General features: G+C 72.5%; 23 protein-coding genes. 13 read left to right on the top strand and 10 right to left on the bottom strand.

Features of this window, described 5'->3' with window-relative positions; all coding sequences use genetic code 11:
* Positions 1-74 precede the first annotated feature (74 nt).
* Positions 75-752 (bottom strand): Crp/Fnr family transcriptional regulator, encoded by a 678-nt coding sequence (locus STROP_RS21800; protein ID WP_012015514.1) that lies wholly within the window; start codon positions 750-752, stop codon positions 75-77.
* A 216-nt stretch (positions 753-968) separates the two neighbouring features.
* On the opposite strand from STROP_RS21800, the gene STROP_RS21795 reads away from it, so the two are divergent.
* The 6 genes from STROP_RS21795 (at position 969) to STROP_RS21770 (ending at position 6299) form a co-directional block, all read left to right on the top strand.
* Positions 969-1655, top strand: a complete 687-nt coding sequence (locus STROP_RS21795) for an adenosylcobinamide amidohydrolase (protein ID WP_012015513.1) — start codon at positions 969-971, stop codon at positions 1653-1655.
* Positions 1656-1711: 56 nt separating this feature from the next.
* Complete coding sequence (locus STROP_RS21790) at positions 1712-2866, top strand: CapA family protein (RefSeq protein WP_012015512.1); 1155 nt, start codon at positions 1712-1714, stop codon at positions 2864-2866.
* Between the two features lie 63 nt (positions 2867-2929).
* Positions 2930-3709, top strand: a complete 780-nt coding sequence (gene nth / locus STROP_RS21785; protein WP_026275302.1) for an endonuclease III — start codon at positions 2930-2932, stop codon at positions 3707-3709.
* Positions 3706-4320 carry a TlpA family protein disulfide reductase gene (locus STROP_RS21780; protein WP_012015510.1) on the top strand — a complete coding sequence of 205 codons (615 nt, stop codon included), beginning with the start codon at positions 3706-3708 and terminating at the stop codon, positions 4318-4320. The genes nth and STROP_RS21780 overlap by 4 nt, the downstream gene beginning before the upstream one ends.
* 40 nt (positions 4321-4360) lie before the next feature.
* Positions 4361-5056 carry an NUDIX hydrolase gene (locus STROP_RS21775; RefSeq protein WP_028680480.1) on the top strand — a complete coding sequence of 232 codons (696 nt, stop codon included), beginning with the start codon at positions 4361-4363 and terminating at the stop codon, positions 5054-5056.
* Positions 5057-5120: 64 nt separating this feature from the next.
* Entirely contained in the window at positions 5121-6299 is a 1179-nt protein-coding gene (locus STROP_RS21770; protein WP_012015508.1) for a MarP family serine protease, read from the top strand.
* 95 nt (positions 6300-6394) lie between these two features.
* Here the strand turns inward: STROP_RS21770 and STROP_RS21765 are convergent, their stop codons facing one another.
* The 3 genes from STROP_RS21765 to STROP_RS21755 form a co-directional block, all read right to left on the bottom strand.
* Positions 6395-7150 (bottom strand): phosphatase PAP2 family protein, encoded by a 756-nt coding sequence (locus STROP_RS21765; RefSeq protein ID WP_012015507.1) that lies wholly within the window; start codon positions 7148-7150, stop codon positions 6395-6397.
* Between the two features lie 114 nt (positions 7151-7264).
* Positions 7265-8626: a type VII secretion-associated serine protease mycosin gene (gene mycP / locus STROP_RS21760; protein WP_018832182.1), complete on the bottom strand. Its 1362-nt coding sequence runs from the start codon at positions 8624-8626 to the stop codon at positions 7265-7267.
* 168 nt (positions 8627-8794) lie between these two features.
* Positions 8795-9301 (bottom strand): inorganic diphosphatase, encoded by a 507-nt coding sequence (locus STROP_RS21755; RefSeq protein ID WP_012015505.1) that lies wholly within the window; start codon positions 9299-9301, stop codon positions 8795-8797.
* Positions 9302-9542: 241 nt separating this feature from the next.
* On the opposite strand from STROP_RS21755, the gene dacB reads away from it, so the two are divergent.
* The 6 genes from dacB (at position 9543) to folE (ending at position 17198) form a co-directional block, all read left to right on the top strand.
* On the top strand, positions 9543-11231 hold the full coding sequence (gene dacB, locus STROP_RS21750; RefSeq protein WP_420794849.1) for a D-alanyl-D-alanine carboxypeptidase/D-alanyl-D-alanine endopeptidase: 1689 nt from the start codon (positions 9543-9545) through the stop codon (positions 11229-11231).
* A gap of 107 nt (positions 11232-11338) precedes the next feature.
* A complete protein-coding gene (locus tag STROP_RS21745; protein WP_012015503.1) occupies positions 11339-12409 on the top strand; it encodes a zinc-dependent metalloprotease in 1071 nt (356 codons plus the stop codon).
* 10 nt (positions 12410-12419) lie between these two features.
* Entirely contained in the window at positions 12420-13421 is a 1002-nt protein-coding gene (tilS, locus tag STROP_RS21740; protein ID WP_012015502.1) for a tRNA lysidine(34) synthetase TilS, read from the top strand.
* Between the two features lie 135 nt (positions 13422-13556).
* Positions 13557-14129: a hypoxanthine phosphoribosyltransferase gene (gene hpt, locus STROP_RS21735; RefSeq protein WP_012015501.1), complete on the top strand. Its 573-nt coding sequence runs from the start codon at positions 13557-13559 to the stop codon at positions 14127-14129.
* 358 nt (positions 14130-14487) lie between these two features.
* On the top strand, positions 14488-16503 hold the full coding sequence (gene ftsH / locus STROP_RS21730) for an ATP-dependent zinc metalloprotease FtsH (RefSeq protein ID WP_012015500.1): 2016 nt from the start codon (positions 14488-14490) through the stop codon (positions 16501-16503).
* Between the two features lie 35 nt (positions 16504-16538).
* Positions 16539-17198, top strand: coding sequence for a GTP cyclohydrolase I FolE (gene folE / locus STROP_RS21725; RefSeq protein WP_012015499.1), 660 nt, complete (start codon positions 16539-16541; stop codon positions 17196-17198).
* A 60-nt stretch (positions 17199-17258) separates the two neighbouring features.
* On the opposite strand, the gene STROP_RS21720 is transcribed toward folE, so the two are convergent.
* On the bottom strand, positions 17259-18119 hold the full coding sequence (locus STROP_RS21720; RefSeq protein WP_043535530.1) for a hypothetical protein: 861 nt from the start codon (positions 18117-18119) through the stop codon (positions 17259-17261).
* Positions 18116-20677 carry an FtsK/SpoIIIE domain-containing protein gene (locus tag STROP_RS21715; protein ID WP_043535529.1) on the bottom strand — a complete coding sequence of 854 codons (2562 nt, stop codon included), beginning with the start codon at positions 20675-20677 and terminating at the stop codon, positions 18116-18118. The genes STROP_RS21720 and STROP_RS21715 overlap by 4 nt, the downstream gene beginning before the upstream one ends.
* A 193-nt stretch (positions 20678-20870) precedes the next feature.
* Here STROP_RS21715 and STROP_RS21710 point away from each other — a divergent pair, with 193 nt between their 5' ends.
* Entirely contained in the window at positions 20871-21446 is a 576-nt protein-coding gene (locus tag STROP_RS21710) for a hypothetical protein (protein ID WP_012015496.1), read from the top strand.
* Between the two features lies 1 nt (position 21447).
* On the opposite strand, the gene STROP_RS21705 is transcribed toward STROP_RS21710, so the two are convergent.
* From STROP_RS21705 to STROP_RS21690, 4 genes are read right to left on the bottom strand one after another with little or no spacing between them, the layout of a single operon-like run.
* A complete protein-coding gene (locus tag STROP_RS21705) occupies positions 21448-22041 on the bottom strand; it encodes a hypothetical protein (RefSeq protein WP_012015495.1) in 594 nt (197 codons plus the stop codon).
* A 13-nt stretch (positions 22042-22054) separates the two neighbouring features.
* Complete coding sequence (locus tag STROP_RS21700) at positions 22055-23218, bottom strand: M23 family metallopeptidase (RefSeq protein ID WP_012015494.1); 1164 nt, start codon at positions 23216-23218, stop codon at positions 22055-22057.
* On the bottom strand, positions 23215-23769 hold the full coding sequence (locus tag STROP_RS21695; protein WP_028570133.1) for a hypothetical protein: 555 nt from the start codon (positions 23767-23769) through the stop codon (positions 23215-23217). Before STROP_RS21695 ends, STROP_RS21700 begins: the two co-directional genes overlap by 4 nt.
* Positions 23766-25700: a hypothetical protein gene (locus tag STROP_RS21690; protein WP_012015492.1), complete on the bottom strand. Its 1935-nt coding sequence runs from the start codon at positions 25698-25700 to the stop codon at positions 23766-23768. Before STROP_RS21690 ends, STROP_RS21695 begins: the two co-directional genes overlap by 4 nt.

The following is a 25700-nucleotide window of genomic DNA, read 5'->3' as shown; positions in this document are numbered from 1 at the left end:
GCCGGCGAACCGGCCGCCGTTGGAGAGCGGTAGCACCGTCCCCCGTGGGTTCGGGATCGACGGGGGCGGGGTGATCAGACGCGCGCGCGGCGAGCCAGGCGCTCCGGGTCGAGGATGATGATGCTCTTGCCGTCCAGGCGCAGCCAGCCCCGCGAGGCGAAGTCGGCGAGGGCCTTGTTGACCGTCTCGCGGGAGGCGCCGACGAGCTGGGCGATCTCCTCCTGGGTCAGGTCGTGGGTCACCCGCAGCACCCCACCGTCCCGGGTGCCGAACCGGCCCGCCAACTGGAGCAGGTTCTTCGCGACCCGACCGGGCACGTCAGTGAAGATCAGGTCGGCCAGTGAGTCGTTGGTGCGGCGCAGCCGGCGGGCGAGCACCCGCAGCAACTGCTCAGCGATCTCCGGCCGGTTGTTCAGCCAGGGGCGCAGCGCCTGCTTACGGAGCCGCACCAGACGGGTGTCGGTCACCGCCGTCGCGGTTGCCGTCCGTGGCCCCGGATCGAAGAGCGACAGCTCGCCGACCATGTCCGAAGGGCCCATGACCGCGATCAGGTTCTGTCGCCCGTCGGCCGCCCGGCGCCCGACCTTGATCTTGCCGGAGAGGAGGATGTACAGGCTGTCACCGGGCTCGCCCTCGTTGAAAACAACCTCGCCCTTGCGGACCTCGATCGTCTCCATCTCCTTGGCCAACGCCTCGGCAGCCTCCGGGTCGACCCCCTGGAAGATCCCACTCCGGGCCAGTACCTCGTCCATCGCGCACCTCCGCCTGCGCGTGCCGTCCGTCGGCGGGTCCGCCGTCCGCTTCTCCCTCGCGCTCGGTCAGTCTAGGCGCACGTGCGCAGATATTCCGAGGTGCACCCCGGGAAACGTGGTCGTTGGGCGTAACCTGCCCGCCGTCGTCAACGTTACGATACCGCGCCGCACCCGGTGAGTTGTGCTGGGCGCAGGATCGGGCCGTAGGGTCGCCCCGTGCTGAACGAGCCGTCACTGTGCACCCGTCGCGAGGACGGGCGGAACCTCCCGGCGCTGGTCTGGCAGGCCGAACGGCCGTTACTCAGCGCGAGCTCAGCGCCGTTCGGCGGCGGGTTGGGCGTACGGGGCTGGGTGGTCAACGCGACCGTCCCGATGTCGTACGACCGGGACGACCCCGTCGAGCACCTGGCCGAACTGGCCGAGCGGTTCGGTCTCGACGGCCCCGGAATGGGCCTGTTGACCGGAGTGAACGTCGCGAAGGTGGTGGACCGCACCGACACCGGAGTACGGGTCTGGGCAACCGTCGGGCTCGGCGTTCCGATCTGGGCCGCGGCCCCACCAGAGCGCATCCCGGCCGAGACCGCGTCCACCGGCGGCGGCCACCCGGTCGGCACCGTCAACACCGTGGTGTACGTGCCGGCCCGGCTTGGCCCCGCCGCCCTGATCAACGCCGTGGCGACCGCCACCGAGGCGAAGGCCCAGGCCATCGCCGAACTGGGCATGCCCGGCACCGGCACCCCCACCGACGCGGTCGTCGTCTGCTGCCCGACCGAGGGGCCCGAGGCGCCCTACGGTGGCCCCCGCTCCACCTGGGGCGCACCGCTGGCCCGGGCGGTGCACCGTGCGGTCCTGGCCGGTGGCGCCCGCCCGGTGCCGCCGGGGTCGCAGCGGCCGGGCGGTTGAGCGACCCACCCACTGGTCCTCGTCTGCGCGGTGCGGGCCCGGTAGGGTCGCGGGCGATGCGTGCCCACTCCAACACATTGACGTTCGCCAGCCATGCGCGTCGGCTCCTGGCGGCCGGCGCGCTGCTCGCCGTGCTGGTCGTTGCCGGTTGCGGTGCGACCGGCTCCGGTACGACCGATTCCGGCGGGGCCTGGCAGCCCGGCGCCAGCAGTAGCGCACCCGCCCCCTCCCCCACCGAGGCGGCGGCGGTCTCCCTCACCGCCACCGGCGACATCATCCTGGGCAACGCCCCGAACCGGCTGCCCCCCAAGGACGGCGAGGGCTTCTTCGACGAGGTGCGCCCGGAGCTCGCCGCCGACCTGGCGATGGGCAACCTGGAGGAGCCGCTCACCGTCGATACCGGGACCGGCAAGTGCGGCGAGAACTCCACCAACTGCTACCAGTTCCGGGCCCCGCCGGAGTACGCGGCGCACCTGCGCGACGGTGGGTTTGACCTGCTCAACCTGGCCAACAATCACGGGAACGACTTCGGCGCGAAGGGCCTCCAGAACACCCGGCAGGCGCTTGAACAGTACGAACTGGCGCACACCGGAGCGCCGGATCAGATCACCGTCGTTGACGTACGCGGTGTCCAGGTGGCGGTGGCGGGCTTCTCGTCGTACGCGTGGTCGAACCCGCTGACCGACATCCCGGCGGCAAAGCAGGTCGTCACCAAGGCCGCTGAGATGGCGGATCTGGTGGTGGTTCAGGTGCACATGGGCGCGGAAGGGGCCGACAAGACCCGGGTCAAACCGGGCACCGAGCTGTACCTGGGGGAGAACCGGGGCGATCCGGTCCGGTTCGCCAAGGCCATGATCGATGCGGGTGCGGATCTGATCGTCGGGCACGGCCCGCACGTCCTGCGCGGCATGGAGTTCTACCAGGGCCGGCTGATCGCGTACAGCCTCGGTAACTTCGCTGGCGGCGGGAACACGCTCAGCCGCAGCGGCCGGCTCGGCTGGGGCGGCGTGCTCAAGGTTTCGCTGCAGCCGGACGGCACCTGGGTCGGCGGGTCGTTCGCCTCGACGTACCTGAACGGGTCGGGTCTGCCGACCTTGGACCCGGACGACCGGGGCCTGGGGCTGGTGCGGGAGCTCAGCGGTGCGGACTTCCCGGAGACCGGTGCGATCTTCGACGACCTGGGTAAGATCAGCCCGCCCCAGCCGGGTTGATGGTCGGCCCCATTGCGCGGGCACGAAGCGGGGACCGGCGGCCGGCGACGTAGGCTGGCCGGCGTGACCATCAGCCTCAGGGAGACCGACCTCGGTCGGACGCGCCGCGCCCGACGGATCGGCCGGGTGCTGGCCGACACCCACCCGGACGCGCACTGCGAGCTCGACCACTCCAACCCGTTGGAGCTGGCCGCCGCGACGATCCTCTCCGCCCAGTGCACGGACAAACGGGTCAACGAGGTCACCCCGAAGGTGTTCGCCCGTTACCCGCAGGCGGCCGACTACGCCGGCGCGGACCGGGCCGAGCTGGAGGAGCTGATCCGGTCCACCGGCTTCTACCGCAACAAGGCGGACTCCCTGATCCGGCTGGGCCAGGGGCTGGTCGAACGACACGACGGCCAGGTGCCCGGGAAGCTGACCGACCTGGTGTCCCTGCCCGGAATCGGCCGTAAGACGGCGAACGTCATCCTCGGCAACGCGTTTGGCGTGCCGGGAATCACCGTCGACACGCACTTCAACCGGCTCGTACGGCGGTGGGGGCTGACAACCGAGACCGACCCGGTCAAGATCGAGCATGCGATCGGGGCGCTCTATCCGAAGCGCGACTGGACGATGCTGTCGCACCGGATCATCTTCCACGGGCGGCGGGTCTGCCAGGCCCGAAAGCCGGCGTGTGGCGCCTGCACTCTCGCGAAGCTCTGCCCGTCGTACGGGACCGGGCCGACCGAGCCGGCGGTGGCCGCGCGGCTGCTCAAGGGTCCCCGGGCCCGGGACCTCGCGGCGGCCGCCGGAGTTGATCCGGAGCTGGTCCCGGACCAGGACGGGTCGGTGGAGGCACGGTGAGGACGCGGCTCGTCGCCCTGCTCGTCCCGGCCTTGCTGGCGGTGGCCGGCTGCACCGGCACGGGTCCGGAGAACACCCCCGTCACCCGGGATGAGGCGGCGCAGAGCCGGCCGTCCCCGTTCGCGGACTGCTCCGGCCTGACCGCTGACCGGCCCAGTGCCCCATCCGCCACCCCGGCTCCCGGCGGCACGCCCCTGCCGGAGCTGACGTTGACCTGCTTCACCGGTGGCGCTTCGGTCGATCTGCACCAGCTGAGGGGCCCAGCCGTGATCAACCTTTGGGCCTCGTGGTGCGCCCCCTGCCGGGCCGAGCTGCCCGCGTTCCAGCGGCTCAGTGAGCGGGCTGAGGGGCAGCTGACGGTCGTCGGGGTGAACATGCGGGACACCCGCAGCGGTGCCCAGTCGATCGGCGAGGACTTCGGGGTGCGTTTCCCCATCCTGATCGACCAGGGCGAGGCGCTGCAACGGGCGTTGGAACGCAAGGCCATTCCGATGACCGTCCTCGTCGACGCGAACAGCCAGATCCAGCACGTCGACGTCTCCGGGGCGCTCGACGACGCCCGCCTTGCCGAGCTGGTCGGGGTGCACCTGAGCGTGGCGGTGCCGGAATGAGCCGCCCACGCCTCGCTCACCACCGGGATGCGGCGGTGGGCTGGTGAGTCGGCAGCCGCCGTCCTGGTTTGACTCGCTGCTGACCCGGTTGGGCAGTGCCCGGACGGAGGACTTCACCCGGCTGGCCACCCCGGAGAGCGGTGGGCGGGAGAGCGCCGTGCTGGTGCTGCTCGGTGAGGCCCCCGGTGCCGGCCCCGACGTGCTGATCCTCCAGCGAGCCGCCACCCTGCGCAATCATGCGGGGCAGCCGGCCTTTCCCGGTGGTGCCGCCGACCCGGAGGACGCGGACGCCTCCGCGACGGCGCTCCGCGAGGCGAACGAGGAGGTTGACCTCGACCCGAGAACCGTCACCGTCCTCGCCGAACTGCCCAAGCTGTGGATTCCGGTCAGCGACTTCGTGGTGACCCCGGTGCTCGGCTGGTGGCATGCTCCCCACCCGGTGCACCCCCGGGAGCCGGCCGAGGTGGCGCATGTGGCCCGGATGCCGATCGCCGAACTGGTTGACCCGGAGAATCGGCTGCGCGTACGCCACCCGAGTGGCTGGATCGGCCCGGCCTTCTCCGCCCGCGGCATGCTGGTGTGGGGATTCACCGCGGGGGTGCTCTCCGCCTTGCTGGACATGGGGGGCTGGGCCCGCCCGTGGCGCCCGGAGCGGGTGCTGGATCTTCCGCCGGTGGGCGCCAACCCGGCACCCTCGGCCGGGACCGATGAGGTAGACGAGAGCGCTCTGCGCTGACTCCAGTGACCTTGCGTAGCGGCAGCAGTCATCCCCGTGAGTCATGGGCCCGTAGGCTGGACCCGTGTCCGCCGTGGATTTCGTACTGCTCCTGCTCATGCTCGTGTTCGCGATCAGCGGATACCGCCAGGGCTTCGTCACCGGCGTGCTGTCGTTCTCGGGGTTCTTCCTCGGGGCGCTGGCCGGCCTACAGATCGGCCCCCTGCTCGCGCAGCAGTTCCTCGCCACCGGCACCCGGGTGCTGGTCTCCCTGGTGGCGATCTTCGGGCTGGCGGTGGTGGGGCAGGCACTCGCCGGCTGGCTCGGTACGCACCTGCGACGCACGATCAGCAGTGACCTTGGGCGGCAGCTGGACGACATCGGCGGCGCCTTTGTCTCGCTGTTCGCCGTGCTCCTGGTCGCCTGGCTGGTCGCGGTCCCGCTGGGTTCGTCATCGTTGCCCTGGCTGGCGTCCGCGGTTCGCAACAGCGCCCTGCTCACCGTGGTGGACCGGGTCTTGCCCGACCAGGCGCAGGAGCTCTCCGCCGCGCTGCGGGAGACCGTCGACACCAACGGCTTCCCGGACGTCTTCGGTGACCTGGCGCCCACCCGCGCCCGGCAGGTCGCCCCGCCCGACCCGGCCCTCGCCGGATCGCAGGTGGTGGCCAACAGCAAGAGCTCCGTGGTCAAGGTGCTCGGCTCCGCCCCAAGCTGCTCCCGCCGTCTGGAGGGCTCCGGCTTCGTCTACGCCGACGACCGGGTGATGACCAACGCGCACGTGGTGGCCGGGACCCGCTCCACCGTCGTCGAGCTCAACGGCGAACGGTACGAGGCTCGGGTGGTGGTGTATGACCCGGACCGGGATCTGGCAGTCCTGCACGTCCCGGGCCTGCCCGGCCCGTCGATGCGGTTCGCCGCCGGCAACGAGCGCAGCGGTGCGGACGCGATCGTGCTCGGCTTCCCGCTCGACGGCCCGTACAACGCCCAGTCGGCCCGGGTCCGAGAGGTCGACCAGATCACCGGCCCGGACATCTACTCCAGCGGGAACGTGAGCCGGGAGGTCTACACCATCCGGGCTCTGGTGCAGAGCGGAAACTCCGGCGGCCCGTTGGTCTCCACGAATGGCCTGGTGCTCGGGGTGATCTTCGCGGCGGCGGCCGACGACCCGAACACCGGTTTCGCGGTCACCGCGGCCGAGGCCCGCTCGGTCGCCCTGGCCGGCGCCGAACGCGTGCGCGGGGTCAGCACCGGCGAGTGCACCTGAGCGCCACCGGAACGCCGGCACACCCGTGGCGCCGCCGGGCCGAGGGCCCTCAGCTCCCAACCGAGCGGCGTCGCCGGGCCGAAGGCGCCAGCGCCTCACCGTGCCGTGGCGTTGTTGCGGCGCGGCGGTCGACGAGGGCGCGCTGGGGCGGCCCGCCAGACCGTGAAGACCGCGGCGGTCGCGGCCACCACGGCAGCCCCCAGCAACCACCCGGCAACCACGTCGCTGCTCCAGTGCACCCCCAGTGCCACTCGGCTGAACCCGGTCACCACGGTGAGGAGGAACGCGGCGGCCCAGACCGCGTACCGCTTCGCGGAGCGGCCCGGCCGGGGTCGGAAGACCACCAGCAGTACGCCGGCAGCGAGCGCTGCGTTCAGCGCGTGCCCGGACGGAAACGCGAGCCCGACCGCCTGCGCCAGGGGCTCCGGAAGCTCCGGCCGGGGACGCCCGACGAGCAACTTGACCAGCGGGCCCAGCAGCCCGCCGACAGCCATGGTGACGGCGACCCAGAGCGCCAACTGCCGGGCCCGGCGTCGGGCCAGCCAGCCGACCACCACCAGCGCGCCCAACCGCAGCGGCATCGGTCCGAAGACCTCGGTCCACACGTTCAGCGCCTCGGCCCACCCCGGATGCCGCAGGCCGTAGCCGACGAGCGCCTCGGTCACCGCCCGGTCCAGCCGCCGCAGCGGCGACCAGGACGCCAACACCAGCAGCGCGAGGAGGAACGGCACCAACACCAGGAACGTGGAGACAACGGTGAGGGTCAGCCGTAGCCCCAGCGCGTCGTCGGGGTGCAGGCGGCGGTAGCGCCATGATGGCCGGGCGGTGGTACCGGGGCCAGGCGCACACATGACCTCCGTCTACCCGGATCGCCACCGGGCACTCGGGGCCGGCGTCGGGTATCCGGGTATCCGGGTCGCCGCCGGGCACGCCGCCGCGGGCAGATTTTCGCGGGGTCAGCGTCCCTACCGGCGGAACCGGCCCACCCTCCGGTCGCCACCGGCGACCAGCGCGACGGGAAACGCCAGCCCGGTCCACCATTGATCCGATGTGGAGGAACCACCGGCTCCAGCCGACCACGGGTCCCACGGTTCCCATGACCCGGACCGCGCGGACGGGGCGGACGGGGCGAAGTCGATCCCGGTACGGTCGGTGTCCGCGCTGGCCGTGATCGGTGCCGGACCGAAGCCGACAATCCCCGGTGAGGACTGGTCGTCCAGCGGGTTGAGCCCGACCGGCGCCACCTCGGTGGTCAGCGCCGCGACCGGGTCGACCAGCCCGTACCCGAAGCTGTCGTCTTGCCCGGCGGGACCGATGTCCCGAGCGGTGTGCAGCATCCGATTGATCACGTCGCCGGCGGGCATCTCCGGAAACCGGGCGCGGATCAGCGCGGCGGTGGCCGAGACCAGTGGCGTGGCGAAGCTGGTGCCCTGAACCTGCCAGTACCCGTCCGGTGGCCGTGCGCCCACGAGACCGGTTGCGGGCGCGGTGAGCACCGTCTCCCGGCCGGTGATCGCGCCGGACCAGAGCTTCTCACTGTCCCGGTCCAGCCCGGAGACCGCGATCACCCCCGGCTCCCGGGCCGGGTACCAGACCGTGCTGGAGCTCGGGGCGCTCTCGTTGCCGGTGCAGGCGACGACAACCACATCCCGGGCGAATGCGTAGTCCAACGCGGCGGCCAGCGCCGGGCTGGCACTGCCCCCACCGAGCGACAGATTGATCACCCGGGCACCGTTGTCGACGGCCCACCGTACGCCGTTGGCCACGATCAACGCGTCGTCGTAACGGTTCTCCGCGTCCAGGACCCGTACCGGCAGGATCCGGGCGTCGGGCGCGAGGCCCACAGCCCCACTGCTGTCATCGTGGCGGCCCGCGATCAACCCGGCCACGGTCGTACCGTGACCCACCGGATCCGGATCAGCGGTGGGCGACGACTCGACCAGGTCGAGTCCGGGCAGCACCCGTCCAGCCAGGTCTGGATGCGTGTCGTCCACACCGGAGTCGATGACCGCCACCACCACCCCGGCCCCGGTCGAGGTGCGCCATGCCGTACTGGCGCGCAACATGTCGAGCTGCCACTGATCGTCGCGCACCTGGTCGGCGGAGCGCTCGGTCAGATCCAGAGTCCTGCCGGCCGAGTTGCCGGGGCCCGCGGCGCCGATCTGCCCAGTGTGGCCGGGCAGGGCGGTGCTGACCTGCTCGGCGTGCGGGACGACGGCGACCGGCACGGCGACGGCGACCGACGCCAGCGAGAGCCACACCCGCCCGGCACCCCGGCGGGTGGCGGACCTGCTGTCACGCCGTGCCCCGGTCACATCCTCGACCATTCGCGTTCGACCAACCTAGCCATAACGTTCGGAGATTACCGGTTCCCGCGGCCCCGCTGGCGCATTCCGGCAACATCGGCCAGGGCGGCGGCACATGGGCGGGCCGAATCTACGAACGGGCCCGGGGGCGCTCAACGAGCAGCCCCCGGGCCCGCCGGGTGTCTGGGGTCAGTGCGAGGAGTCGCCGTGCTCCTCGGCCTCCCGGCCACGCCGGATCGACGCCACGATCTCCGCCTCCGCCTCCTGGCGGCCCACCCAGGTGGCGCCCTCGACGGACTTGCCGGGCTCGAGGTCCTTGTACACCTCGAAGAAGTGCTGGATCTCCAGGCGGTCGAACTCGCCGAGGTGGTGGATGTCGCGGAGGTGCTCCTGACGCGGGTCCTCGTACGGGACGCAGAGGACCTTGTCGTCGCCACCCTTTTCGTCGGTCATCCGGAACATGCCGATGGTGCGGCACCGGATCAGGCAGCCCGGGAAGGTCGGCTCCGGGACCAGTACCAGGGCGTCCAGCGGGTCGCCGTCCTCGCCCAGGGTGCCCTCGATGAAGCCGTAGTCGGCCGGGTACTGCGTGGAGGTGAAGAGGGTGCGGTCCAGCCGGATCCGACCGGTCACGTGGTCAACCTCGTACTTGTTGCGGTGACCCTTCGGGATCTCAACCGTGACGTCGAAATCCATCTGCACGCTCCTCGTCTGCCCACGCTGGCATTGACCGGCGGCACCCTCGCCGGACAGGCGGAAACCCCGCCCGACGGTCCGGTGGCCGCATAGTCTTCGGACCGAAGTAGTGTCACCCAGGCAGGTTCCGCGGGGCGAGGAGGGGGCCGTGGGGAGGGAAGATTCACACTACCGTCCGGAGCAGAGCACTGGACGGGAGACCGGTAGATCTGCTCGTGGCAGTGCGGTCGGGCGGGTACCGGTGCCCGAGGCCCACCCCGACCACCAGCCCGCCGCCGGGCCGGAACAGGGTACGTCGCCGGACCGACCCAGCCCGGCCGAGTTGACGCCGGCGGATGGCGAGGCCGCCTGCTTCCCCGCCCCCGGAGATTCCGACGAACCCACTCCGGCCTCGCATGGTGAACCTGATGAGCCTGCTCGGAACTCGGCCGGTGAGCCGGGCGAACCCGCGGGCCACGGCGACAGCCGCGCCCCCGTACCGTCCGGCGCGACCTCGCCCGGTCGGTCCCGGCGCTGGTTGCTACCGGCTGTGCTGGCCTCGGTGGGGCTCCTCGCGCTGGCCGCTGTCGGGGTCACCGTGGCGCGATCGGGCCCGGTGGCCCAGTGGCATGACGGCGGGGCCGACGGGCAGTCCGCCGTGGAGCCGCCGCCGGCGGTGCTGGCCGTGGCCGACGTGAACGCGCCCGAACCCGCCGCCGCCGGGGTGCGCGCCGCGCTCGACCCGCTGGTCAACTCCGCCGCTTTGGGTGACCGGGTCAACGTCTCGGTCACCGACGTCGCCAGCGGGGCGATCCTGTATGACCAGGGCGCTGCCGACGGCACCGTACCCGCCTCCGTGACCAAACTGGTCACCGCCGCGACCGTGCTCGCCGCGCGCGACCCGGGGCACCGGATCCCCACCCGGGCCGTCGCCGGGGCGGCCCCCGGCGAGGTCGTGCTCATCGGCGGGGGTGACCCGACCCTCGCTGTGGACGGTACCGGCTTCTACCCGGGTGCCGCGCGTCTCGATGAGCTGGCCGCGCAGGTGAAGACCGCGCTCGGCGGCGTCGCCCCGACGCGGGTCGTGGTCGACTCGTCGCTGTACTCCGGGCCGGTTCACGAACCCGGCTGGGACGACGACATCCTCTCCGAGGGATACGGCGCGGCGATCACCGCGTTGATGACCGACGGCGCCCGCAGCGACCTGGAGCAGGCGAAGCGGGACCACGACGACGGTAGACATGCCGCCAAACGGGTGAAGGAGCCGGACCTGCACGCCGGCGCGGCGTTTGCCCAGCTGCTGGGCGTACCGACGGGCGCGGTCGAGCGGGGAACGGCACCCGAGGCCGGTGCGGATGCGACGGCGGGTGCGCCGGGCAGTGAGCTGGGTGTGGTCGAGTCGCTGCCGATGGTGCGACTGGTCGACATCATGATCAGCGACAGCGACAACGTGGTGGCCGAGGTCCTGGCCCGGCAGGTGGCTCTCGCCCGGGGGCAGCCGGCGTCGTTCTCCGGCGCGGCGGAGTCGATGCGGGCGGTCGCGGGGGAGCTGGGGCTGCCGGTCGCCGCGCTCACGCTCGCCGACGGCAGCGGCCTGTCCCGCGCCAACCGGATCAGCCCGTCGCTGCTCACCGACCTGGTCCGGCTCGCCGCCGACGGCAGCCGTCCGGAGCTGGCGACGCTCTTCGGCGGTCTGCCGGTCGCCGCCTGGTCGGGCACCCTCACCAAGCGCTACACCGATGTCGCGGCTCAGGCCGGTGCCGGGATGGTCCGCGCCAAGACCGGAACGCTGACCGGGGTGCACGCGATCGCCGGGTTGGTGACCACCGCCGACGGCCGGCTGCTCGCCTTCGCGGTGCTCACCGACCGGGCGCCCGACGACGGGCTGACGGCGGCCCGGGTGGCGTTGGACCGGATCACCGCCGCCCTCGCCGCCTGCGGCTGCCGCTGACCCTCGGGCGGCGGGCTCCGGCGCGGGAGGACGCTGCCGGGCATTGGACGTTGGGCCGCGCCGGTTGTGGCCCGGTCGGCGGGCGACCGCACGGGTACGGTGGGCCCATGGCGCAGTTCGTGGACTGGGATCTGGCCGCAGCGACCGCCGGGACGCTCGGCAAGACGGGCCCGCGCGTCTCCTATGTCGAGGCCACGGCGGTCGTCGGCGACCTGCGACAGCTGACCGACGAGGCGGCCGAGCACGTCGCCGACTTCACCGGGCTCCGATCGCAGGTGTCACACCCGCCGGTGCAGGTGGTCGACCGGCGGGACTGGGCAGCGACCAACGTCGCCGGTCTGCGCGAGGTTATCGGCCCCCTGGTCGGTCGTCTCGCGGGAGACAAGCAGCCCAGTGTGTTGACCGAGGCGATCGGTTCGCGGATCACCGGCGTGCAGGCCGGTACGGTGCTGGCATACCTCTCCGGCCGGGTCCTCGGCCAGTACGAGGTCTTCTCCGGCGAACCGGGCCAGCTGCTGTTGATCGCGCCGAACATCGTCGAGGTGGAGCGGAAGCTGGCGGCCGACCCCCGCGACTTTCGGCTCTGGGTCTGTCTGCACGAGGTCACCCACCGCACCCAGTTCACGGCGGTGCCGTGGCTGCGGGCCTACTTTCTCGGTGAGGTGCAGGCGTTCGTCGACGCCTCCAGCAGCGGCGGCGAGCCCCTGGTCGAGCGGCTGCGCCGCGGTATCACCGTCCTCGCCGACGCGGTGCGGGAGCCGGCCGGTCGCACCAGTGTCCTGGACATCGTCCAGACCCCGGCGCAGAAGGCGGTGCTGGACCGGCTCACCGCGCTGATGACTCTGCTCGAGGGGCACGCCGAGTTCGTGATGGATGGCGTGGGGCCGCAGGTGATCCCGAGTGTGGAGCGGATCCGGGCGTCGTTCAACCGCCGTCGGGAGTCGGGCAACCCACTGGAGAAGGCGCTCCGTCGGCTACTCGGGGTGGAGGTCAAGCTGCGCCAGTACGCCGAGGGGCGGAGCTTCGTCCACGGGGTGGTCGAGCGGGTCGGCATGGAGGGCTTCAACCGGGTCTTCGCCTCACCGCTGACCCTGCCCCGGCTTGCCGAGCTCAGCGACCCGGACGCCTGGGTGGCCCGGGTGCACGGGCCGGCCGGTCCGCTCCCGGCCGGCGACTGACCGACCGGCCGTGGCCGCACTTGCCCCGCCGGTCGCCGCGATCCGCCGCGCGATCCGGCATGCGCTGATCGAGCTACCCGACCCGGGGCCAGTACTGGTGGCCTGTTCGGGGGGTGCCGACTCGCTTGCGCTCGCCGCCGCGACCGCCTTCGTGGCGCCCCGACTCGGGCGATCCGCCGGTCTGGTCACCGTTGACCATGGTCTTCAGGAGGGCTCCGCGCAGCGGGCTGCCGCAGTGGCCGACTGGGCCCGCGCGACCGGCCTCGCCCCGGTCGAGGTGGTCCGGGTCGACGTGTCCGGGCGGCCCGGTGGCCCGGAGGCCGCCGCTCGGCAGGCCCGCTACCGGGCGTTGACCGAGGTGGCCGGTGGGCTCGGGGCGGCGGCGCTGCTCACCGGACACACCCGCGACGACCAGGCGGAGACGGTACTGCTGGCGTTGGCGCGCGGCGCCGGCCCGCGTGGCCTGGCCGGGATGCCGGCGCGGCGGTGGCTCGGCGCGGCGCTGCTGCTGCGCCCGCTGCTGGAGGTGAGCCGGGAGCAGACCCGGGCGGCGTGTACGGCGCTGGGGCTCGACCCGTGGGTGGATCCGCACAACGCCGACCCGGCGTACGCCCGCGCTCGGGTCCGGGCGGAGGTGCTGCCGGCGCTGGTGCGGGCGCTCGGGCCGGCCGTGGTGGACAACCTGGCCCGTACCGCCCGGCTGGTCGCCGTCGACACGGCGGCGCTGGACGAGCAGGCCAGCACCGCGCTGGACGGGGTGCGGCACCCCGACGGCGGGCTGTCCGTGGGCGGGCTCGCGGCGCTGGTGCCGGCTGTCCGTGGGCGGGTGTTACACGCGTGGGCCCGGGAGTTGGGTGCTCGCCCCGCCGCCCTGTCGCACCGGCATGTGGGCGCGTTGGAGGCCCTGGTCACCGGCTGGCGCGGGCAGGGGGCGGCGCACCTGCCGGGCGGGCTACGGGTACTCCGCCGGGCGGGTCGGCTCACCGCCATCGACCCGGGCGCACAGGTGTGACCGGAGGGGTTTCCCCGGTCAGCGAGGTGGGGGTCGGTCCCGTTTGCCGGTCTTTGCGGAGAAACCCGGCCGGGGTCGCATAAAAGGAGCGGCCCCGCCGACGGAGACCATCGTGCGTACGGCAGGCTAGGAGTCATGGCTGACGGCTCCTGGTACGACGCCGATATCGACCACGTGATCATTTCGGAGGCGCAGATCCGCGAGAAGACGGCGGAGTTGGCCAAGCAGGTGTCGGCGGACTACGCCGACGTCGAGGACGGGCTGCTGCTCGTCTGCGTCCTCAAGGGCGCGGTGATGTTCATGGCCGACTTCGCCCGGGCGTTGGGCCGGCAGGGCCCCCCGGCCGAGCTGGAGTTCATGGCGATCTCCTCATACGGACAGGGCACCACCTCCTCCGGCGTGGTGCGGATCCTCAAGGACCTGGACCGGGACATCGCCGGCCGGCACGTGGTCGTGGTGGAGGACATCGTCGACTCCGGGCTGACCCTCTCCTGGCTCCTGCGCTACCTGGAGTCCCGCTCGGCGGCGAGCGTCGAGGTGGTCGCGCTGTTCCGGAAGCCGGAGGCGGTGAAGGTGCCGGTCGCGGTCAAGTACGTCGGCTTCGACATCCCGACCGAGTTCGTCGTCGGCTACGGGCTCGACTTCGGCGAGCGCTACCGGGAGCTGCCCTTCGTCGGCGTGCTCCGACCCGAGGTCTACGCCCGGTAGGAGCGCTCGCTCCGACGTTCAGCGGACTCTCAGTCGGACGGACTAGGGTTGAGGCCGGTGGCGTGGAGGCAACCTCCACGCCCGACCTCCGCAACCGCGGGACCGGGCGGTTGGGTGGCCGGGTGCGGAGCTCCCGTCACGCTGGCGGGAACCCCGGTTCGCCCTACGCGTAAGTGCTGGGGCTGGCATGCTCGCATCCGGCACGAACGGTGTACCGTCGAGTGACCGTGGCGCGATGTGGTGCCCCGGGGTCAGGCCGGCCCGCACGGCGGCCCAGCCGCCGCGCTGGCGGCGACACCATTCAGACGGTCCGGACGTCGATCAGGAGGATGCGAGCGTCTCGGCGCTCGACAACAGTATGGAACGTACGCGTTTCTTCCGCCGACCGGTGGTCTGGGTCCTCCTGGTCATCCTCGGCGCCGTTTTGCTCAGTCAGCTGTTCACCGGGGGCCCCGACTACCACCGGGTGGAAACCTCCGTTGCGCTGGACCAGCTCAACAAGGGTGGCATCGAGAAGGTCGTCTACGCGGACAAGGAGCAGACGCTCCAGCTCGACCTTGCCGAGCCGGCCGAGTTCGGGGAGGACAACACGTCCACCGACCGAATCGAGGCGCAGTTCCCGTACGAGGTCGGCGCCGAGGTCTGGAACGAGGTCCGCGACGCCGAGGCGAACAACCGCATCACCGGTACGGCCGACACGGAGGTCTCGCGCGACAGCATCTGGGTGAGCCTGCTGCTCAACCTGCTCCCCATCGTGCTGCTGGTGCTCCTGCTGCTGTTCTTCATGTCGCAGATGCAGGGCGGCGGCTCGCGGGTGCTCAACTTTGGCAAGTCCAAGGCCAAGATGATCACCAAGGACACGCCGAAGACGACCTTCGCCGACGTGGCGGGCTCCGAGGAGGCCGTCGAGGAACTGCACGAGATCAAGGACTTCCTGCAGAACCCGGCGAAGTACCAGGCGCTCGGCGCCAAGATCCCGAAGGGCGTGCTGCTCTTCGGCCCGCCTGGCACCGGTAAGACCCTGCTGGCCCGCGCGGTCGCCGGGGAGGCCGGCGTGCCCTTCTACTCCATCTCCGGCTCGGACTTCGTCGAGATGTTCGTCGGTGTCGGCGCCAGCCGGGTCCGGGACCTCTTCGAGCAGGCCAAGACGAACGCGCCGGCGATCGTCTTCGTGGACGAGATCGACGCGGTCGGCCGCCACCGGGGCGCCGGCATGGGCGGCGGTCACGACGAGCGTGAGCAGACCCTCAACCAGCTCCTCGTCGAGATGGACGGCTTCGACACCAAGGGCGGCGTCATCCTGATCGCCGCCACCAACCGGCCGGACATCCTCGACCCGGCGCTGCTGCGGCCGGGCCGCTTCGACCGGCAGATCCCGGTCGACGCACCGGACATGGAGGGCCGCAAGGCGATCCTGCGGGTGCACGCCAAGGGCAAGCCGTTCACCCCCGACGTCGATCTCGACGCCGTGGCGCGGCGTACCCCGGGCTTCAGCGGCGCCGACCTGGCCAACGTGATCAACGAGGCCGCACTGCTCACCGCCCGCCGGGACAAGCGGGCGATCACCGACGACGCCCTGGAGGAGTCGATCGACCGGGTGATCGCCGGCCCCCAGCGCCGTACCCGGGTGATGAGCGACAACGAGAAGAAGATCACGGCGTACCACGAGGGCGGGCACGCGTTGGTCGCCTGGGCGTTGCCGCACGCCGCTCCGGTGCACAAGGTCACCATCCTGTCCCGGGGCCGGTCACTGGGGCACACCCTGGTCCTGCCAACCGAGGACAAGTACACCCAGACGCGGGCCGAGATGGTCGACACCCTGGCCTACGCGCTGGGTGGCCGGGCCGCCGAGGAGCTGGTGTTCCACGAGCCGACCACCGGTGCCGGCAACGACATCGAGAAGGCCACCCAGCTGGCCCGCGCGATGATCACGCAGTACGGGATGAGTTCCAAGCTCGGTGCGATCAAGTACGGCAGCAGCGGTGACGAGCCGTTCCTCGGCCGCAACATGGGCAATGAGCGGGGTTACTCCGACGCCGTCGCCGCCGAGATCGACGCCGAGATGCGGGCCCTGATCGAGCTGGCGCACGACGAGGCCTGGGAGATCCTGGTCGAGTACCGCGATGTCCTGGACAACATCGTGCTCGAGCTGATGGAGAAGGAGACCCTCTCCACGGCCGACATGGCCCGGATCTGCGACCGGGTGGCGAAGCGTCCGCCGATGGCCCCATACAACGGGTTCGGCAAACGCCAGCCCTCCACCGAGCCGCCGGTTCGCACGCCGGCCGAGAACGAGGCGCTCAAGGCGCAGGGCTCGGCCGACACCGCGTCCATCGGCGGTGCCGCCTCGAACAACTCGGACGGTCCGCACTGAACAGCGACGACGAGGCGGCCAACCTCCCACAGGGGTTGGCCGCCTCCGCTACCGAGCCCGACGGCGACCTGGACCACGTCGCCGCTCGGCTTGTCAGCGGCCGGCTCACCGGCCGTCCGGTGGAGGAGAGCGTTGACCTGGCCCGGCTGGAGAAGGCGGTCCGCGAGATCCTGATCGCGGTCGGCGAAGACCCAGACCGCGACGGGCTCCAGCAGACCCCGGCCCGGGTCGCCCGGGCCTACGCCGAGTTGCTCGCCGGGCTCCGCGTCGACCCGGCGCAGGTTCTCACCACCACCTTCGAGGCCGGCCATGACGAGCTGGTGCTGGTCCGGGACATCGACGTGATGAGCCTCTGCGAGCACCACCTGCTGCCGTTCCGAGGGAGCGCCCACATCGGGTACATTCCCGGCGCGAACGGTCGGATCACCGGTCTGTCCAAGCTGGCCCGGCTGGTGGAGGTCTTCGCGCGTCGTCCCCAGGTGCAGGAGCGGCTCACCGTGCAGGTAGCCGACCTGCTGATGGCGCAGCTCCAGCCGCGCGGCGTGATCGTCGTCCTGGAGTGCGAACACATGTGCATGGCGATGCGCGGTATCCAGAAGTCGGGTGCCTGCACGATTACCTCCGCGGTACGCGGCAGCCTGCAGGAGGACGCGAGGACCCGCGCCGAGGCGATGGCCCTGATCAACTCGCGCTGACCCCTCTCGTCCGGCGGGTCATCCCCCTACCCCGGGGCACCGCTACGTCGCGGCCCCGGGTCAGCCCAGCAGGGCGAGCAGGAGCACCGTACTGGCCAGAACGGCCGGGATCAGACAGACCAACGCCCCGAGGCGGGGAGTACGGTCCGGCTGGCCACCCGCGTTCGGCCCGGCGAGGCGCCCGACCCACCACCAGCCCGCAGCGAAAGCCGCCGCCGGCGTCGCCAGCCCGACGACCAGCGCGGCGGCGCTCACCGTGCTGGGGCCGGTGACGGCGAGCAGGATCAGCTGGACCAGCGGCATCAGCAGGGCCAGTGGGGCGTAGCGGAGCAGATTCCGGGCGATGACGGGCCAGCCGGCCGAGTTGACCAGCCCCTGGGCGGCCAGCGAGGCGTCCGCCGAGTCCACCTGCCCGGCCGCCCCCCGCAGCGTCGCCAGCACCGTCGCCGGTCCACTCACCATCGACCGAGTCGCGGCCGAGAGCTCCGGTGGCGTCGGCGCCAGGGAGATCGGCGGTACGCCGGACTCGCGCAGCCGCGCCTCCTGCCCGGCCAGCCGGGCCCGGACCGTCGCCAGCTCCTCCCGGGCGGCCGCGACCGCGCGGGCCTGCTCGCCCGCTGCGGTGGCCGCACTTCGGCGTACCGCGTCGAGCTGTCGGGTCGCTGCGAGGTATTCGGCCCACGCCGCCTCGATCGGCTCCTGGCCGGGCCCCGTCTCCTGGCCGGGCCCCGTCTCCTGGCCGGGCCCCGTCTCCTGGCCGGGCCCCGTCTCCTGGCCGGGCTCCGTCTCCTGGACCGGCTCGACCGGCTCGTGGGCGGCCGCCGGCGGATGGACCGGCTGCGGTACGTGAATCGGCATCGGCGGGGTGGCCGGGGGGTGCTGCCGGTCCGGCCCCCGATCCTGGCTGGGTATCCGGCTCACGTCAGCACCGGATTCGTGGCGAACGGAACCAGGACGACGCCCTGCTCGCTGTGGCCGTCCCAGAGCAGCGCCCGGTCCGGTCGAGGCCGCCACTCCACCGGGCGGCCGAAGAGCGCCCCGAGCTGTGCCCCCGGCACATCCACGACGGCGACCGTGGCGAGCTTGGCCAACTCGTCTCCGGGTTCGAGTAGGGACGCGAACGAGGGTACGGTGCCCCACCGGCCGAGCAGGTGACGGCCAGCCGGCGGCCCCTCCCGCAGCAGGGTGGCGAGCCGGTCCGGCGGAAACCGTCCGGGATCTGGCCCGTCGAGGTCGAAAACGACCAGGTAGGCCGGCTCGGCTGAGTCGAGGGCAGCCGGCAGGTCAGTCTGATCCACCACCTCGACCGAGTGCTGGGTGGCCAGCTCGGCGGCGAGTGCCGCAGCGAGCGCCCCCACTTCCTCCGCGAGCGGTCCTGCTTCGTCCGCGGGAGGCACCACCACGAAATGGGCGGAACCCGGCTGGTGGTGGGCGGCGACGCTGCGGGCCGCGGTGACCAGCAGGCCGGCTGCGGCCACACCGGCACCGAGCACCGCCAGATTTCGCCCAGGGGCGGGGTCGAGCGATACCGCCACCGTCGACCGGGTCACATCCACCGCCCGGCCCAGCAGCGCCACCGGACCGGTCGCCCCACCGGCGACCGCCGACCGATACCGGGGATCGTTGCGGAGCTGCGGCTGGGCGTAACCGGCGAAGACAACTGGTGGGGCGCTCCGCTCCGGGCGGGCGTCCCAGAGCCGGTGCCGCAGGCCGTCCACCACCTCGGAGTGATCAAGTGGATCGGGGAAGCGGACCATTCGCTCGTGTCCCCGGATGGCGCCGCGCGGCCCCCCGAGGCCGCCCGCGGTGTTGACCACCGCACTCCCCACCGGCAGCCCGGCCGCCGAGTCGTTGGTCGAGGCCAACACCGCGCCCCCACCGGGAAGCGCCACCCGCACCGGGAACTGGCCGAGCAGCGGATCCCGGTCACTCCGCGCCCGAATGCCCAGGTCCCCCTCCCCGGCCAGGAGCAGATGCACGCCGTACGACCGGCCGGTGCGCGCCACGGCCTCGAGCAGGGCCGCGGCCTCGGCGGCGATTCGGTCCCGGCCGGTGAGTAGTCGCGGTAGGCCGTCCACCACGGCGACGATCCGCGGCAGCTCCCGGTGCTGCCGCAGCTCCTGGTACCGCTGCCCGCCGGCCCGGGCACCGGCCTCCTCGCGGCGGCGGACCTCGGTGGCCAGGAGGTCGAACAGATCCAGCACGTACTCCCGGTCGGCGGTGATGGCGGCGGCACGGACCTGCGGAATCCAGGAGCGGTCGTGTTCGGTCTGGAGGAACTCGGCGAAGGACTCCCCAGCGCCGAGATCGGCCAGGTAGAGGACGAGCTCATCGGGACCGTAGCGGGCGGTCAGGCCGAGCAGGGCGGTGGCGAGGAACGTCGATCGGCCGGTTTCGGAGCGGCCACTCACCAACCAGTGTGGCGTCAGCTCGGAGAAGCCCAGGGAAACCGGTCGTCCTCCGGCGTCCCCCACCGTCGTCGCCACTCCGTCGCGCGAACTCGCCGTCCACACCGGCTCGCTCGGCTCCGGAAGCAGCTCGGCCAAGGCCAGCCGCGAACCCTCCTCCACCTGCTCGGCGAGGCGACGGCAGACCGTGTCGACGAGGTCGGCAGGGGGATCCGGCTCGAGGAATACCGGTGAGTTCAACCCGCCCGGAGGATCCGCCTCCGGCCCCCCGAAGGTCGTGCCGGGAGGGCCAGCCAGCAGCGCGTACGCACTGCGGATCGTCAGTGACGCAGCGCGTGGCAGCGGAGCACGGCCGACCGGCCACCCCGCCACCAGCAGGTGCAGGCCGCTCGCTCTGCCCTGCTCGGCGAGCGCCTCCAGTCGGGTCAGGTCGGTGTGCCCGGTGGACTCGGGCAGCGCGGCGACGACCAGGAGCAGGGTCCGGTCGTGCCGACGTCGGCCGTCGGCGACCGGGGCCACCCACCGTTCCGCCTCCGCCAACACCGTCCGCAGGCCGGCGACGTCCGTCACCGGGGGCGGCAGGAGGCCGGCGTCGGCGAGCACCGTGAACGGGGTCAGCGCGGTACCCGTACCGTCGACCGCGCGTACCAGCAGCGCCCCGGCCGGCGTGGCCGCCAGCAGTCGTAACAGGACGGCCCGGACCAGGCCCGCCACCCGCGGATCCTCGGTGTCGGCGTCGATCGTCAGGTTCCCGGAGCCGATCAGCGGGACCAGCGCGGGGAAGCGCGCCTCGTCGAGGGGGGCGGCGGTGCCGACCCGGACGAAGGGCGGCGGCCCCTCCCCGGCGACGGTCTCCGCCGGCAGGGTCTCGAGCGCGGCTCCCGCCCAGCCGGGGGCGAGTTGACCGGCGACGCCCCGCAGCCGGTCGGCGAGCTCGTACTGGCGGGCGTGGTCGGCGGGAGCGGGACGGATGTCGTCGAGGACGTCGGCGGCGGCGAGCGCGGTGGCGGCAGCCTGCCGGTGTAGGGCGGCGGCCCGGTTCGCCCGTCTCCTCGGACCCACCGCGTCCACCCCCTTTTCGCGAGGTCGGCGACCCACCCCGCGGGAAGACCGTAACGCAGGACGGCCTGGTTCCGGCGGAGGCACCGCGGTGCTGCGCGGGTGTTGTTGCCGAGGCTACCGAGAGGGAGGACGTCGTCACGATGCGCCTGATTCGGGCATTGGGTCAGCGGCCGGCAGCAGTTAGCCTCAGGGGGTGGAATCAGTGCAGCCCCCCGCCGGTTCCCAGGTGTCCCGCCTACCGGCGCAGCGGCCTCCCTCCGAGCAGCTGGCGCCCCCACCCTCGGCGCCAGCGCCAGGAGCTGGGGTGCCGGTCCAGCCGCGGCGGCAACGACTTCGCACCATCCTCACCGTGACCGCCGCCGTGCTGACGGCGCTCGTGCTGGGCGGGATCGTCGGGGGCTACGTCCTCTACGACCGGGCCACCACCCCCGACCGCAGCGCACCCGAGGTGGTCGTGGACAACTACCTCCGCGCGTTTCTAGTGGACCGAAACGACACACTCGCCGACCTGTTCGTCTGTGCTGAGGGGATTTCTGTCGTTGAGCTGCGGGCGCTGCGGGACGACCTGGTCGCGCGAGAATCGCGGTTCGCGGTACCTATTTCCGTCAGCTGGGGGAATTTCGTCATTAGACGCGAGGGCGACGAGGCGGTCGTCGAGCTGGAGCTGGTGATCTCCGCATATGTCGACGGTGGCAGCTACAGCGAACGGCAGCCGTGGCGCTTGACCACCCGGCTGGGCGAGGACTGGCGGGTCTGCGCCGGCGCGCGGGTTGACTGACCTATTCGATCCAGAGCAGGTGGACGGGGACCTCGAGCGTGCTCGGGGTCTGCCCGCGCCAGGCCCACCGGTACCACTCGACCTCGGGGGTGACCCGGACGCAGATGTCGCCCTCGGCGCTCGAGTAGGTCTCGGTGACCGCGCGTAGGTCCCGGTGCTCCACCGAGTCCACCACGTGCACGACCCGCCGGCCGGCGACGGCGTCGGCCTCGAAGACCGGCGTCGGTGCCCGGTGCGTGGGCCGGTCCAGGGAGACCAGCCGATTGGACTCCGGGGGCGCCAGCTCCGGCCGCAGCCCGACCGTCTCCACCCAGACCCGGTCGACCGGAACGAGGGGGGCGAAGACCTCGACCTGGTCGGCCTCGGCGCGGTACCACTCGTGTTCGGCGATGACCGGCACGTAGGTGCGGCTGCCCTGGACCACGCGGTCGTCCGCGCGGAGGTCACCGCGCCAGCCCAGCCCGGGCTGGCCGACGCGCACCCGGCGCCCGCGCAGCTCGACCGGGCCGGAGGCCGGCAGCATCTCGATCGGTCGGGGTGGTAGCGGTGCCCAGTCCGGCTGGCCCGGGAAAGGGTCGGGCAGGGGATCTGTCATCGCCGTCGGTGCCTCACTCCACGCTCCGCAGTGGCGCGCCCCGCTCCCGCATGAAGCCCACCGGGTCGATCGCACCGTGGCGGCTCCGGTCACCGTCGACGTGTACCTCGAAGTGCAGGTGCGGGCCGGAGGAGTTGCCGCTGCTGCCGATCACCCCGATCTCCTCCCCGGCTCGCACCGTCTCACCCGCGCTGACCTGAGGCTGCTCCGCCAGGTGGCAGTAGCGGGTAATGATCTTACCGGCGTGGGCGATGTCGACGAACCAGCCGCACCCCCCCTTGCCGGGCCAGCCATCCACGTCGCAGCTCAGCTCCCCGGTCCGGTCCGGGTCGCAGCGGGAGACCAGGACCCGCCCGCTGGCGGCCGCGCGGATCGGGGTGCCCTTCGGCGCGGCGATATCCACCCCGTGGTGCGCCGGTCGCTGCGCGGTGCGGAAGCCGGAGCCGACATCACCGGGGATCGGCGCGGTCCAGCCGGAGGCGGCGATCCGGCCATCCTCCGCGGCGTCGCAGGCGTGCCCGCCGGCGACCGGCACGCTCCGGGCCGCGCCGCCGGCCAGGGAGTTGACGATCGTCGACGCCAGTGCCTCATGCTTCGCGTAGGCGTCCGGGAAGGCGCTGATCTGCACGGCCTGCGCGGCCCGGGTCAGCGGAAGCTGCTGCCAACCGGAGACCTCCAGCAGCTTCTCGTAGAACTTGCGGGCTGCGTACTCCGGCGTCATCCGCTCCTGGACCGAGCCCCAGCCCGCCCGCTGCTGGAACAGGCCCACCGAGTCGTGGTCCGAGCCGACGCCCTCGTTCGGAAGCTGTTCCGACCCGGCCACCGTGGGGTTGGCGAGATTGCGCAGGCGGGATTCCTGCATGGCGGTCGCCACGGCGATCACCCAACCGCGGGGCGGCACCTGCAGCTCCTGCCCGACCTTGATGATCCGGGCGGCGTTGCGGAGCTGGAGCTCGCCGTACTGCGACATCTGCGGCATCGCCCCGGTGATCTCGACGCCGAAGTCGTCGGTGCACTCCTGGTTGGTGAGACGGAGGTCGTCGTCGCCGCCGAGTTCGGTGAGGAAGAAGGCGCCCGCGCCACCGGTACAGCAGAGCAGGGTCAGCGTCGCGGTGAGGGCGAGGGCCAGCGCGCCGACGCGCAGGCGATGGCCTTTCGGCTCGGCTGCTCTACTCATCCCTGCTCCCAGTCCACCGCGTCCACCCGCCACCGGCCGTCCGGCGCCACCAGCTCCAGCCGGAGCCGGCCGGTGTCGAAGGGCACCCGCGCCTCGACGACCGTCTCCGACCGGGCCGTGACCGTCGCGGTGTCGGCCACCTCGCCGGTCGGGACATCGACCGGGTCCACCCCGGCGAGCTGCTCGGCCAACGCCGGGGTGGCCAGCGGGCGTAGCCCGGCGTGCCAGCGCTCGGCGGTCATCCCCGGCTGCCCCCGCCAGGCGGTGACGAACCGGTCGGTGATCTGCTCCGGCGTCGCCTCCCCGGGACGGGTCACCGGTGTGGGGGAACGCGTGTCGATCAGCCCGTCGTCGCCGACCGTCGGGTGCACCGTGGTGATCGGTCGCTCCGGGCGGTTGCTGAGGCTGCTCCCCGGCTCCTCCGCCCCGGCAACCAACCGGGTCGTGCCGATGACCCCGACGACCACCACGCCGAGCGCCAGCGCGACCCCCACCCGGGACCGGAACATTCGGGTGAGGAGCTGTTCGATCGCCCGCCGCACCGCGATCACCGGGCCTCGGAGCGGACCCGGGGAGTGCTCCGTTCCGGCGCGGGCCCCACCGTGCCGGGCCGGTAGATGACGAAGGAGGGGTTCTCCTGCGGGCCCTCCGGCTCGGTCCAACTCGCCGGCGCTCGCCGCTGCCGCGGTGCGGGGGTGGTGCGGCCCGTGGCGCCTCGCTCCCCGGACGTTGGCGTCCCGTCCCCCGGCCGCTCGCGGTGCTCCGGCCGGGCCCCGCCCTCGGCTGAGGGCGTCAGGTCCTCGTGCCGGGCCTCCGGCCGCAGCCGGCTCTGCTCCGCCACCACCGCGCCGCGGCGGCCCGAGCTCGGCTCGCCGGTGCCGCGGGACTCCGCGTCGAGGCGGGACGCCGCGCGCATGTCCCGGAAGAACCGGCGGTGCCAGGAGCCGGCCGAGCCACCCGCCTCGCCGCCGCCCTTGCCGCCGAGCTGGGTGACCCGCCGGTAGGGGCGCAGCAGCAGCCAGCCGACCACGCCACAGAGCCAGACCAGCACCACCTGGAGCCAGCCGGGCAGGGTCGGCGTGCTCATGATGAGGTCCACGGCGAAGAGGTAGATCGCGGCACCGGTGCCGAAGATGGCGATGTTGAAGATCGCCGCGACCACGGCGTTACCCAGCCGGCGCAGCCCGGCGCTCGCCGGGCGCAGCAGGCCGATGGTGCCGAGGATCGGCGCGGCGATCACCGCCCACCGGAAGAGTAGGAAGCCCAGCAGCACCAGCACCGACGCGGTGAGATCGAACATCGCGAAGAGCAGCGCGGCGAGCACCGCGATGAAGCCGGCACCGACCCGGTCCATGTCCCGGAGCCCCTGGAGGTACTCGTACGCCTCCGGATCCTCCTGCTTGACCTGCTGCGCGACCCGCGCCCACTGTTGTTGCTTGGCCCGGATGGTGGCCTCCCGGGTGGCCGGGAACTCCCGGAGCTTCTCCGTCTCCTCCCAGGAGAAGGACTTCGCGTCGTAGAGCGCCGGCCCGTACTTCTTCGCGGTCTCACTGTCGGCCGAGCCCAGCACCCCGCGCAGCCAGTTCCGGTAGAGCATCGTCTCGGTGGCCGTGTCGCTCGCCCGCACCGCCGGTGGCCGGTTGTCAGCGCAGGCCGCCGGATTCGGGACCGGGCACTGGTCCGGCGGGATGTCCTTGGTGGCGGGTCCGACCGCGTCGTGGACCACCCCCAGCGTGGTGACCAGGGTGCCGTCGGCGAGGTTGGCGGACTTCACCGGCCAGGCGGCCAGCGCGGTCACCGCCACCATCACGAGCAGGGCCCAGCCGGCGGTCGTCATGGCGTTGCTCATGTCCGACTGGCGGGAACGCCAGAGCAGGTAGAGCCCGACCACGCAGAGGGTGACGATCCCGAAGACGCTGAACACCTTCTGGTAGACCGCCGTGGTCGCCTGCTCCACCAGCGGATCGGCCCAACCCCACATCGACCGCGGATCCCAGGCCCGCTCCCGTAGGGCGTTCGAGGCGCCGACGATCGCGGTGGCGATCATGAACTCGCCGTTGGCGACCGTGTTGGTGAACTTGTAGTCCGGATGCAGCACCGCGGTGGCGCAGCCGGTGTCGATGTCGTAGGTGGTGTAGCTGTACCCCGCGTAGCCGTAGTCGCTGTAGTACCCCTTGCGACCGTCTTCCTTCGCGGAGTCCGGGCGGGCCGCGAACCAACCGGCGAGGCCGGAGTCCGGTGCCGTCGGGGTCGGGGCGTTGCGGCAGGTGACGTCGTCCTCGGCGACCGCCTTGAGCCGGGAGACGCAGGAGCGGAAGTCGGCCTGCCACTCCTCGGTGGTGCAGGCGCCGGCCGGGGCCGGTGCGGTCGGCGCCGGGGCCGGTGCCGCCGCCGCGCCGACCCCCGGCCAGCTGACCGTGGCCCCGGCGAGGACGCCGAGAGCCAGCAGTAGCGCCACCGTCCGAGCCCGGGCCCCGGCCAT

The organism is Salinispora tropica CNB-440 (genome assembly GCF_000016425.1).
Taxonomy (GTDB): domain Bacteria; phylum Actinomycetota; class Actinomycetes; order Mycobacteriales; family Micromonosporaceae; genus Micromonospora; species Micromonospora tropica.
This window is presented reverse-complemented; position numbering and strand designations above follow the sequence as displayed.

Coding starts and splice junctions, on each gene's coding strand:
- STROP_RS21790 (WP_012015512.1), top strand. CDS start 1,712: ATGCGTGCCCACTCCAACACATTGACGTTCGCCAGCCATGCGCGTCGG.
- STROP_RS21690 (WP_012015492.1), bottom strand. CDS start 25,700: ATGGCCGGGGCCCGGGCTCGGACGGTGGCGCTACTGCTGGCTCTCGGC.
- ftsH (WP_012015500.1), top strand. CDS start 14,488: ATGGAACGTACGCGTTTCTTCCGCCGACCGGTGGTCTGGGTCCTCCTG.
- STROP_RS21700 (WP_012015494.1), bottom strand. CDS start 23,218: ATGAGTAGAGCAGCCGAGCCGAAAGGCCATCGCCTGCGCGTCGGCGCG.
- STROP_RS21745 (WP_012015503.1), top strand. CDS start 11,339: ATGGCGCAGTTCGTGGACTGGGATCTGGCCGCAGCGACCGCCGGGACG.
- STROP_RS21800 (WP_012015514.1), bottom strand. CDS start 752: ATGGACGAGGTACTGGCCCGGAGTGGGATCTTCCAGGGGGTCGACCCG.
- STROP_RS21755 (WP_012015505.1), bottom strand. CDS start 9,301: ATGGATTTCGACGTCACGGTTGAGATCCCGAAGGGTCACCGCAACAAG.
- mycP (WP_018832182.1), bottom strand. CDS start 8,626: ATGGTCGAGGATGTGACCGGGGCACGGCGTGACAGCAGGTCCGCCACC.
- hpt (WP_012015501.1), top strand. CDS start 13,557: ATGGCTGACGGCTCCTGGTACGACGCCGATATCGACCACGTGATCATT.
- STROP_RS21705 (WP_012015495.1), bottom strand. CDS start 22,041: ATGACAGATCCCCTGCCCGACCCTTTCCCGGGCCAGCCGGACTGGGCA.
- STROP_RS21765 (WP_012015507.1), bottom strand. CDS start 7,150: ATGTGTGCGCCTGGCCCCGGTACCACCGCCCGGCCATCATGGCGCTAC.